We start from the raw sequence: 10,094 nt of genomic DNA, 5'->3' as shown, positions 1-10,094 counted from the left end.
GAATTTCTCAAGCAAGTCAGCCACTTGCGCCACCCCTTCACCGCCGGCCACGAACCCCGTCGCCGGCAGCGGATGCGTACTTTACGGATCCGCCGACGCGAACGCAAGGGGGATTCGTAGAGCGTAGAAAAACCTCCCTCGGCTATTGTATATCGTGCATACTAAGGTGCGGCATTATCACTCTCCCCGTTCGGCTGTCGCTATTTCGTCTATCGGTTATCATACCGTTCGTATCGCACGCCGGGAGCCTCCATGCATCAGCCCTTACCCCTATCCACCCCCAACCGTAACCTGGTGCGGCTGACCATCGTGCGCGGCATCACGTGGACTGGTTTTCTAGGGGCGATCATTTTCGGGATAGAAGTACTGAGCTTTCAGTTACATGTAATGCCAGTCATTCTGGTCATCATTGCCATGGGGCTGGTTAACGTCGCCACCTGGTGGCGACTGGGACGTCCCCGGGCCGTGACTGACATCGAATATCTCGTGCATCTATTGATAGATGTGCTCGGCTTGAGTCTCTTGTTTTACTACACAGGCGGGTCCACCAATCCCTTCATCACTTATTACCTGGTCCCGGTAACCATCGCCGCAGCAACACTCCCCTGGCGTTTCGCCTGGGTCATCGCCGCCGCTTCCTTGGCCAGTTACACCACCATGATGCTGTTTTACGAGCCCGTCCCACAGCTAAGCAACGGATTCGTGGGCACCGGTATTCGCCTGCACATCATCGGAATGTGGCTGAACTTCAGTCTGTCCGCTGGTCTCGTGACATTCTTCATCTTCAAAATGGCACACGCATTGCGGCGGCGCGACCTCACACTCTCGCGTACCCGCGAGACGGCATTGCGCAATGAACAGGTGCTCGCCGTGGCCACACAGGCCGCCGGCACCGCCCACGAACTGGGCACGCCTTTGTCCACCATGGCAGTGCTACTCAGCGATATGCGACAAGAAGCGCGCGACAACACGCCACTCGTGGAGGACATCGATTTATTGCGACAACAAGTCGACACCTGCAAGGCGCGCCTACAGACACTCGTGGCCAATGCCGACAGACGGCGCTTGTCAAAGCCAGAGATAGCCGCAGCCGAGACGTGGCTAAGCGATGTGCTACAACGCTGGCTGGTATTGCGTCCCGACGTGAGCCATCGCATCGATATACAAGGCAAGCGTGGCACTCCCTATATCGCCACCGACAACACGCTCGAACAAGCGATCATGAACCTGCTTAACAACGCTGCCGACGCCAACCCCATGGACATTTCCATCTTGCTCGACTGGACGCAGGATGACGTCATTATCGACATCCGCGACCATGGGCCAGGTGTCTCGATGAATATTGCCGATCAACTGGGCGAAACATTCATCTCTAGCAAGAGCAAAGGTATGGGCATCGGCCTTTTTCTGACCCACGCCACAATCAATCGCTTCGGTGGCGGCGTCAGTCTCTACAATCATGAAGAAGGCGGCACGCTTACCGAGGTCAAGCTGCCACGGGCGACAGAAGGCGACCCTGCCTGAAAGCGACGGAGAACATCATGTCAGTAGATGCCGAACGGCTATTGATCATCGACGACGACGAACAGTTTTGCTTTGTCATGGCACGCGCCATGCGGCGGCGGGGGTTCGAGGTCACGACCGCCATGACAGAAGAAGAAGCGCTATCCAGCGTGCGGCAAGAGCCTCCGCACATGGCAACGCTCGACCTGAAGCTCGAGCACTCTTCGGGACTCAAGCTACTTCCTGAGCTGCTGGCGATTGCTCCGTCATGTCGTGTGGTCGTGCTGACCGGTTATTCGAGCATCGCAACCGCCGTGGAGGCCATCAAACTGGGTGCCGTCAATTATCTGTGCAAACCAGCCGACGCCGACGAGATACTCTCCTCTCGTGAGCGAGAAGGCGGCGACCCCGATATCGACATCGCGAACAGTCCGCCTTCTGTGAACCGAGTGACCTGGGAGCATATCCAGAAAGTGCTGCAGGAGCACGATGGCAATATCTCCGCGACGGCACGTGCGCTGGGCATGCACCGCCGAACGCTGCAGCGAAAACTGCAAAAGCGCCCCGTGAGGCGCTAGTCGACATCTTCATTACTGCGCGGTCCATCCAAGGTCCATGCTCCAGCATGCCCCGGTCACCGCGCCGGCCTGCTCCGACGCCAAATAGCTGACCAACGCCGCCACCTCATCGGGTTCGATGAGGCGTTTGATCGCGGCGTTTTTTAACATGACCTCCTCGATCACCTGCTGCTCATCCATGCCATTGAGACGCGCTTGATCCGCAATCTGGCGTTCCACCAAAGGCGTGCGCACGTAGGCGGGGCAAAGAGCATTGACCGTAATGCCTGCCGCCCCACCTTCCAGAGCCGCCGTTCGCGTCAGCCCCACCAGACCATGTTTGGCACTGACATAACCCACTTTACCCGGCGATGCGACGCTGGCATGGATCGACGCCATGTTGACGATCCGTCCCCACTGCCCTTGACGCATATGGGGCCATACCGCCTGAGTCAGCAAGAAAGGAGCCGTCAACATCAGATCGTTGATCTGACGCCATTTCGCTTCGGGAAAATCTTCCAGTGCCTCCACGTGCTGAATGCCCGCGTTATTGACCAGTATGTCGACGTGCCCGAAACGCTTGATAGCCTCCGTCACCGAGCCACGGCAAGCCTCCGGATCGGTAAGGTCTGCTTGGTAGAAGACGGCACCCGCAGCTTCTGCAATATCCACGCCTTGCGGATTGGCATCCACCGCCAATACTTGCAATCCCTCTTGGCAGAACTGTTTGACCACCGCTTCACCGATACCGCTGGAACTGCCGGTCACGATCGCGACACGCGGATGGCCCCGTGTAGAAGGAGCTACCATGGCACTCTCCTCGAGGACAAGACGATCTATGCCGAGCATAAGACGTTAGCTGCGAGGTATGCCAGCATGGCGCATCGCTTACGCCACTCGGCATGCCTGTTAGACTAAAGCGAACATTAAACACTAGCAGCAACGCATTGACCCCAGGAGACCGCATGGATCCTTCCCAACGGCTTGCCGAAGCCGAGCGTATCGCACGGCTGGCAGGAGAACGCATCGTGGCGGCGCGCGAGTCTCAAGCGTTCCAGCAACGCTACAAAAGCGGTGACGAACTCGTGACAGACGCCGACGTCGAAATCGACCGGCTCATCGCTTCCGAGCTCGATGCGCATTTTCAGGACGATGCGCGTCTCACGGAGGAAATTTCTCCAGACCGCGATGTACTCGAGGACAATGATGCCGTATGGATCGTCGATCCCATCGATGGCACGGTGAATTTTGCGTATGGGCATCCCCATGTAGCGGTGTCCATCGCCTGGGCATCGGAGGGGAAGCTACGTCTGGGTGTCGTTCATGCCCCCTTCCTGGGAGAAACATTCACGGCGCTACGCGGAGAAGGCGCCTGGCTGAACGGCGAGCCCATTCAAGCCAGCGATGCGAGCGAATTGTCACGCAGTTTGGTTGCTACGGGGTTCCCCTATCGCCGCGATGCGCGTGCTCCGTTGTTCCGCCGCCTCGCTGGCGTGCTCACAAGTTGCCGCGACATACGCCGCAACGGATCGGCCGCGCTGGATCTATGTCACGTCGCTTGCGGCCGTTTTGATGCGTATTATGAAAGTGTCTCACCCTGGGACTTTGCCGCTGGATTGTTGATCGCGCGTGAAGCAGGCGCCAAGACAGGGCATCTCTACCAGTGTCCCGATCGTATTCCGTCCGAACTTTATGGGGAAAACATACTGGTGGGCGCGTCGGGTATATACGGCGCATTGCGCGATATTCTCTTGAAAGCCGATGAGGGTCGGCTCGATGAGATCGAGGCACAAATTTGATTTGCCATAGGACACCTCAATAGCGTGCGTAGCAAGACTCTATTGGTACCCCATGCGCAACTCCGGAACAATAACACCATTAATTTAATGGCATATACACCCCTTAACGTGAGGAGAAACTTATGTTGACAGTGATTTTTGGCCGTCCCAATTGCCCTTTCTGCGTTCGTGCCAAGGAACTCGCCGAACAGCTCAGTGATGCGCGCGACGATTTCGGCTTCCGTTATATCGACATTCACGAAGAAGGCATAACCAAAGCCGATATGGAAAAGACTATCGGCCAGCCTGTCGAAACGGTACCGCAGATCTTCATCGACCATACCCATATCGGCGGCTTCACTGAGTTCGAGCAATACGTTCGCGATAATGAACTGATGCCTGCGACACAAAGCTAACGTTTATGTCAGCGCCAACCCCGCATCGCTACAGGTGTTGGCGCTCCCCACCCTTTGCCGGCCCGCCAGAAACACGCGATAAAGCGTTGAATAGGCATCCGTCCACGCAATGAGAAAGCACTATAGCGGCTTCCCGGAACCCGCAGCAGAACTCTTGTTGCCGCAGCACACTCGCTGTGAGCTCAGCGCCTAGAAGCGCGCCTCTTCTTCCGCTTCTGGCTGTGGCTCACTCTTATCATATGCTGCCCAGTCGTCTTCGTAGGACGGCTCGAAATCGAGCTCGAATTGCTGAGGCTCGAAACGCGGGTCCATCTCACTGAGATAATGCGTCGATTCCACCATGGGCACTGCCGCCACATAAGGCTCTTGCTCCACTTCAGGAGCAACTCCCTTATAGCTATAGAGTCTCACCATGACGAACATCGCCAAGGCCAGTGCGGCACCTCCCAAAAAAAGCCACAGCCCATCCGGACCGGTTACTTCCATGATCAAAGAAGCGCTATAAGGCCCAACTACCGAGCCAATGCCATACCAGATCAAAAGCTTGGCATTGGCCTGAATGGTTTCCTCGGGCTCGAGCCAGTCGTTGGTGTGCGACAGGCTCAAGGAATAAAGCGTATGCAGCATCGCGGTATGAAAGCAGGCCACCACGAGCAGCACCCAGAAGTCGAACCGAGCCGCCACCGAAATCATGGCGCCGGACACCGCCATCACCAAGGCCATGCATAAGATCACCTTGCGGCGATCAAGGCGGTCGGAGATACGTCCCAGCGTCCATTGGGCCACCAGCGCCACCAGGGTCGTAATAGCCATGAACTGTGCCGTTTGCGAGGTCGAAAGCCCAATCTCCTGTCCGTAGTAGGGCGTCATCGCAAAAAAGGACTGAACCATCAGTCCCGCCGTAAAGGCGCTTACCAGCCCGACCGGCGCGCGGCGATACAATTCTCGCAGCGAGATCTTGCTGGAGACCTCATGCGACGAGCGTGTCGGGCCATGTATCCGATAAATCGACAAAGGCACCAGCGACAGAGTAAACAGGATTCCCGAGACCGAAAACAGCACGAATGTCGCCGGGTCGGCGACATTGAGCAGCCACTGACCAACCGCTAGGGACGAGGTCGAAATGACCAGGTACCAACCCAGCACACGTCCCCGGTTATCGTTCGTCGACTCACCCGAAACCCAAGACTCCATGACCATCAGCAAGCCCGCAGTCGCCGCACCGCCGAACAGGCGCCACACCAACCATGCCCAGGGGTCCACCCATAACCCATGCAGCATCGCCGTCACCGCCAGTACGGCCGCACAAGCCGCAAAGACGCGAATATGCCCCACCGAGCGGATGCGCTTCTCGATCAGATAACTTCCGATCACGAAACCTAACGAGAAGCTCGACATCAACAAGCCCGCCATCTGCGAGGGAAAGCCCTCCAGCGACATACGCACCCCAAGCAAGGTCATGATCAAACCATGGCCGAGCAGGAAACTGATTTCACTGAGAAATAGAATGGGTAGGGTGGCGGGCAAGCTGCGCAAATCGACCTCCTGACAACAGTGGCATATGGGTTCGGCATGCCTCCCGGAGACACGCGCTGGCAATGCATCGGGCAAGCGCACTAGTCTACCTGTTAGCACGCATGACGACATCCACTCCTGCCTGGATATCGCTGACCCGCCGTCCAGCATAGAAGGTCAGACGTGCCCTTCTCAGGGATCAGAAAAACCATCCACAAAAACTGTGGATAACGCTGTGCATGAGCGGCGTCGAAAACGCCATTTCGGCTTGTCGTTTCCCATCTCGCCTTGGATTGGTCAGATTTTCGTCACCGCACTGTCATCATGACGTCAAACGCACATATCGCGCTATCACACTCACCCTTTCGTCGAGTGGACAGCGTGCTACAGACTTGTTTTTAATACCATTATTGTACTTTGCAATATCGTCGCGCGGCTCCCCATGCCGCTCCATGTAACGTCGACCTGAAGACAGGTGGCGGCATTGACGACTCGGAGGTCACATGACCACGCCCCTTTGGGAGCCGTCGATGACGGCCATACAAAGCACGCAAATGCATGCGCTGATGCGGCGCATCGATCGCGAACACGGCACATCACTGACCGACTACGAGGCATTGCACGCCTGGAGCGTCGAGCATCTGGATGCTTTCTGGGGACTCCTGTGGGATGAGTTCGGCATCGTCGCCGAGCGGCATGGCGATGACGTTCTGGTACGCCCTGATGCCATGCCCGGCGCGCGCTGGTTTCCACAAGCACGTTTGAATTATGCCGCCAACATGTTGCGCCGACGTGACCAACATCCCGCCTTGATCGTTCGCGATGAACGCCTGCGGCGACGCGTCATCAGCCATGCCGAATTATACGACAATGTCGCCAAGCTGGCCCACGCACTCAAGGCTAGCGGCGTCACGGAAGGCGATCGCGTCGCCGGCTTCGTCCCCAATAGTGAACACGCCATCATCGCCTTGCTTGCTTCAGCCAGCATCGGCGCGGTGTGGTCTTCCTGCTCGCCGGAATTCGGATTCAACGGCGTATTGGATCGCTTTGGGCAAATCGCCCCTAAAGTATTGATCGCCACCGATGGTTATACCTGGAACGGTAAGGCCATCGACACTCGGGAACGCGTTGCCGATATTGCCGATGCCATCGACTCTCTCAAGCATGTCGTGGTCTTTCCCTTCCTCGAAGAAGCGCCGGCTCTCGATGATATCCCTCGCGCCATCGCCTGGGCTGACTTCCTGGATAACAACGCCAGCGAAATCGATTTCCAGGCACTGCCCTTCGAGCACCCGCTTTACATTCTCTACTCTTCGGGCACCACGGGTGTCCCCAAGTGCATCATCCACTCGGCCGGTGGCACCCTGTTGCAGCACCTTAAAGAGCACCGTCTGCATACCGATATCGATGACGACGATATCTTTTTCTATTACACCACCTGTGGCTGGATGATGTGGAACTGGCTAGTGTCCGGGCTCGGCTCCGGTGCCACGCTAGTGCTCTACGATGGCTCACCGTTTGCGCCACACCCCGACACTCTATGGCAAATCGCCAGCAATGAGAGCGTCACGGTCTTCGGCACCAGCGCCAAGTACCTCTCCGCCTGTGAAAAGGAAGGCTTGGCGCCCGGCAAGCAAGTGGACCTTTCACCGTTACGCGCGCTGCTCTCCACCGGCTCGGCATTGCCCCATGAGTCGTTCGATTACGTCTATGACGAGATCAAGCGCGACCTGATGCTGGCCTCGATCTCCGGGGGAACGGATATCGTATCCTGCTTCGCACTGGGGTGCCCGATTCGCCCTGTGTACCGTGGCGAACTGCAATGCCGTGGACTCGGCATGGACGTCGACGTTTTCGATGACTACGGACAAAGCGTCACTGGCAACAAAGGCGAGCTCGTCTGTAAACGCCCCTTTCCTTGCATGCCCACCGGCTTCTGGAACGATCCAGACGGAGAGCGTTATCGCGACGCTTACTTTTCGACCTTCCCGGGTATCTGGGCACATGGCGACTACGCCGAACTGACACCCCACGGCGGTGTCATCATCCACGGGCGCTCGGATGCCGTCCTTAACCCCGGTGGAGTGCGCATCGGCACCGCCGAAATATACCGGCAAGTCGAAAAGGTAGAAGGCGTGCTCGAATCGCTATGTATCGGCCAAACCTGGCAGAACGACGTGCGCGTGGTACTTTTCGTCCGCATGCGCCCTCCTGTCGTGCTCGACGAAGCCAAACGCGACGAAATCCGACGCACTGTACGCCGGCATACGACCCCGCGCCACGTCCCCGCCAAGATCATCGCCGTGGAGGATATCCCCCGCACGCTGTCGGGCAAGATCGTCGAAATCGCCGTACGTAATGTCGTCCATGGCGAGCCCGTCAAGAATCGCGATGCGCTGGCCAACCCCGAAGCCCTCGAGCTTTTCGCCAACCTTCCTGCGCTCGCCGAGTGATACGCACGCCATCGCCTTGTCCGAGACTGGGCAGCCGCTACACGATCCAGTAGCATAAGTTGCCAAGTCATTGAAGGAGGACGGCATGGCGACCCTCAAGGGGCTGACAAGCGTGCTGTTGCTGATCGCCAATACGCTTTTCTGGGGCGTGCCGCTTTATCTGCTGACGCTCATCAAACTCGTCACGCCGACTCGGCGTTTGCGACTACGCGTACTGGCGGGACTCAACGCCATCGCCCTGGCCTGGATCGCCACCAACAACTGGTGGATTCGTCATTGGGTCAAGCCAGACATCACCGCGCGCTTACCCGAGGACCTGTCTCCCAGCCAATGGTGGCTAATCATCGCCAACCACCGCAGTTGGACGGATATCTTCGTCATGCAGTACGTGCTGTACGGACGAACTTCGATGCCCAAGTTCTTTCTCAAGCGTGAGCTGATCTTCGTGCCCATCGTCGGCATCGCCTGGTGGGCACTCGAGTTCCCCTTCATGCGCCGCTATGCTCGCAGTGAAATGATCCAGCGACCGCAGCTGGCAGAACGCGATCGACGCGCAACCCAGCGCATGTGCGAACGTGCGCGGGAAATGCCGATGACGATCTACAATTTCGTCGAAGGCACGCGCTTCACTCCCACCAAGCGTGATCGGCAAGCGAGTCCGTTTCGGCATCTGCTGCGCCCCAAGGCCGGCGGCACCGCCCAGGTAATACATCTATTGGGTGATCGTCTGAGCGGCATTCTCGACGTCACGCTTCATTATCGTCATGCCGCCCCCAACTTTTGGCATTTCCTTTGCGGTCGCGAAGCTCCCATACACATGGCGGCACGCCGACTCAACGTGCCCGCCTGGATGGGCAATGGCGACTATCATCTGGATCCGCATTACAAGGAACGTTTCCATTCATGGCTGAACGCGCTATGGGAGGAAAAGGATCGTGCGCTCGCATCATCCCCCTCCTCTTCTTTGTCTTGATACTTGCCGGCTGCGCTGGCGGGCCTGGCGCCGATGGCTATCGTGGCGGCAACATCGCTGGTAACTGGGTCTCCATACAACGCGGCGACACGCTAGGACAAATCGCCAAGCAAGCAGGTGTCCCGTTACTGCGCTTGCAACGATTCAATCCGGGCGTCGATGCGCGTCGACTGGCCATTGGCCAACGCATCTTGGTGCCCACTCATCGCGAACGCGCGCCCGGCAGCGGCCCTTATCGCTATCAAGTGCGCCCGGGTGACACCTATTCGAGTATCGCCCAGCGCTTCGGCAGCACTGCACGACGCTTGCAAAAAGCGAACCCCCAGCTTTCGGCCAACGCCCTGAATGTCGGACAGTTGCTCGAGGTGCCGTCAGGTGGAACTGCTCGTACCTCCAGCGCTTCAACGACCCAGGCCTCGTCGTCAACGGCGTCCAAGCCTGCCACGCGCAGTCGTAAGCTTCCCGACCCAGGCGCACTACCCGATAGCGCTCACACATGGCATTGGCCGCTCAAGCAATATGAAATCGCGCGTGCCTACGGCGCCGATTCGCACGGCACCCTACAGCCGATGTTGCTCTCGACCTCCGCCGATACTCAGGCGCTTGCCGTTGCCGACGGTACCGTTCGCTTTGCCGATAGTATGCGGCAGTTGGGACGTGTGGTGATCATTCACCACCGCGACAACATGCAAAGTGTCTATGCACTATGCGAGCGTCTACTCGTCGAAGATGGCGATGAGGTAAAACAAGGCACGCCTGTTTGCGATGTCGGTTACCGACACGACACGGGGCGTTATGACCTATTGTTCGATGTCCGCCATGGCGGGAAACCCGTGGACCCCAAACAGGTGCTACGCTAGACGAGAAATATCTGCCCCATCAACGACACGGTAACCCAG

9 protein-coding genes are annotated in these 10,094 nt (G+C 57.9%); 7 read left to right on the top strand and 2 right to left on the bottom strand.

The genetic code is table 11. From position 1 onward, the window contains the following. Positions 1–252 precede the first annotated feature (252 nt). Positions 253–1,524, top strand: coding sequence for an ATP-binding protein (locus OP496_RS11920; protein ID WP_280563858.1), 1,272 nt, complete (start codon positions 253–255; stop codon positions 1,522–1,524). A 17-nt stretch (positions 1,525–1,541) separates the two neighbouring features. Next, on the top strand, positions 1,542–2,081 hold the full coding sequence (locus tag OP496_RS11915) for a response regulator transcription factor (RefSeq protein WP_280563857.1): 540 nt from the start codon (positions 1,542–1,544) through the stop codon (positions 2,079–2,081). Between the two features lie 12 nt (positions 2,082–2,093). Here OP496_RS11915 and OP496_RS11910 read toward each other — a convergent pair whose 3' ends face one another. Then, positions 2,094–2,870: a 3-hydroxybutyrate dehydrogenase gene (locus OP496_RS11910; protein ID WP_280563856.1), complete on the bottom strand. Its 777-nt coding sequence runs from the start codon at positions 2,868–2,870 to the stop codon at positions 2,094–2,096. 155 nt (positions 2,871–3,025) lie between these two features. On the opposite strand from OP496_RS11910, the gene OP496_RS11905 reads away from it, so the two are divergent. Then, on the top strand, positions 3,026–3,859 hold the full coding sequence (locus tag OP496_RS11905; protein WP_280563855.1) for an inositol monophosphatase family protein: 834 nt from the start codon (positions 3,026–3,028) through the stop codon (positions 3,857–3,859). A gap of 122 nt (positions 3,860–3,981) precedes the next feature. Continuing rightward, entirely contained in the window at positions 3,982–4,254 is a 273-nt protein-coding gene (locus tag OP496_RS11900) for a GrxA family glutaredoxin (protein WP_280563854.1), read from the top strand. Between the two features lie 189 nt (positions 4,255–4,443). Here the strand turns inward: OP496_RS11900 and OP496_RS11895 are convergent, their stop codons facing one another. Beyond that, positions 4,444–5,790, bottom strand: a complete 1,347-nt coding sequence (locus OP496_RS11895) for an MFS transporter (protein ID WP_280563853.1) — start codon at positions 5,788–5,790, stop codon at positions 4,444–4,446. Positions 5,791–6,272: 482 nt separating this feature from the next. On the opposite strand from OP496_RS11895, the gene OP496_RS11890 reads away from it, so the two are divergent. The 3 genes from OP496_RS11890 to OP496_RS11880 all read left to right on the top strand — a co-directional run bounded on the left by OP496_RS11890 (position 6,273) and on the right by OP496_RS11880 (position 10,055). Next, positions 6,273–8,222, top strand: coding sequence for an acetoacetate--CoA ligase (locus OP496_RS11890; RefSeq protein WP_280563852.1), 1,950 nt, complete (start codon positions 6,273–6,275; stop codon positions 8,220–8,222). 85 nt (positions 8,223–8,307) lie between these two features. Further along, complete coding sequence (locus OP496_RS11885) at positions 8,308–9,195, top strand: acyltransferase (RefSeq protein WP_280563851.1); 888 nt, start codon at positions 8,308–8,310, stop codon at positions 9,193–9,195. Continuing rightward, positions 9,126–10,055 (top strand): LysM peptidoglycan-binding domain-containing protein, encoded by a 930-nt coding sequence (locus OP496_RS11880; RefSeq protein ID WP_280563850.1) that lies wholly within the window; start codon positions 9,126–9,128, stop codon positions 10,053–10,055. Before OP496_RS11885 ends, OP496_RS11880 begins: the two co-directional genes overlap by 70 nt. Positions 10,056–10,094 lie beyond the last annotated feature (39 nt).

The sequence above is a fragment of the Chromohalobacter sp. 48-RD10 genome, assembly GCF_029889785.1.
Taxonomy (GTDB): Bacteria; Pseudomonadota; Gammaproteobacteria; order Pseudomonadales; family Halomonadaceae; genus Chromohalobacter.
The sequence above is the reverse complement of the archived record's forward strand: the minus strand, read 5'-3'. Positions and strand labels throughout refer to the sequence as shown.

Coding starts and splice junctions, on each gene's coding strand:
- OP496_RS11920 (WP_280563858.1), top strand. CDS start 253: ATGCATCAGCCCTTACCCCTATCCACCCCCAACCGTAACCTGGTGCGG.
- OP496_RS11915 (WP_280563857.1), top strand. CDS start 1,542: ATGTCAGTAGATGCCGAACGGCTATTGATCATCGACGACGACGAACAG.
- OP496_RS11910 (WP_280563856.1), bottom strand. CDS start 2,870: ATGGTAGCTCCTTCTACACGGGGCCATCCGCGTGTCGCGATCGTGACC.
- OP496_RS11905 (WP_280563855.1), top strand. CDS start 3,026: ATGGATCCTTCCCAACGGCTTGCCGAAGCCGAGCGTATCGCACGGCTG.
- OP496_RS11900 (WP_280563854.1), top strand. CDS start 3,982: ATGTTGACAGTGATTTTTGGCCGTCCCAATTGCCCTTTCTGCGTTCGT.
- OP496_RS11890 (WP_280563852.1), top strand. CDS start 6,273: ATGACCACGCCCCTTTGGGAGCCGTCGATGACGGCCATACAAAGCACG.
- OP496_RS11885 (WP_280563851.1), top strand. CDS start 8,308: ATGGCGACCCTCAAGGGGCTGACAAGCGTGCTGTTGCTGATCGCCAAT.
- OP496_RS11880 (WP_280563850.1), top strand. CDS start 9,126: ATGGCTGAACGCGCTATGGGAGGAAAAGGATCGTGCGCTCGCATCATC.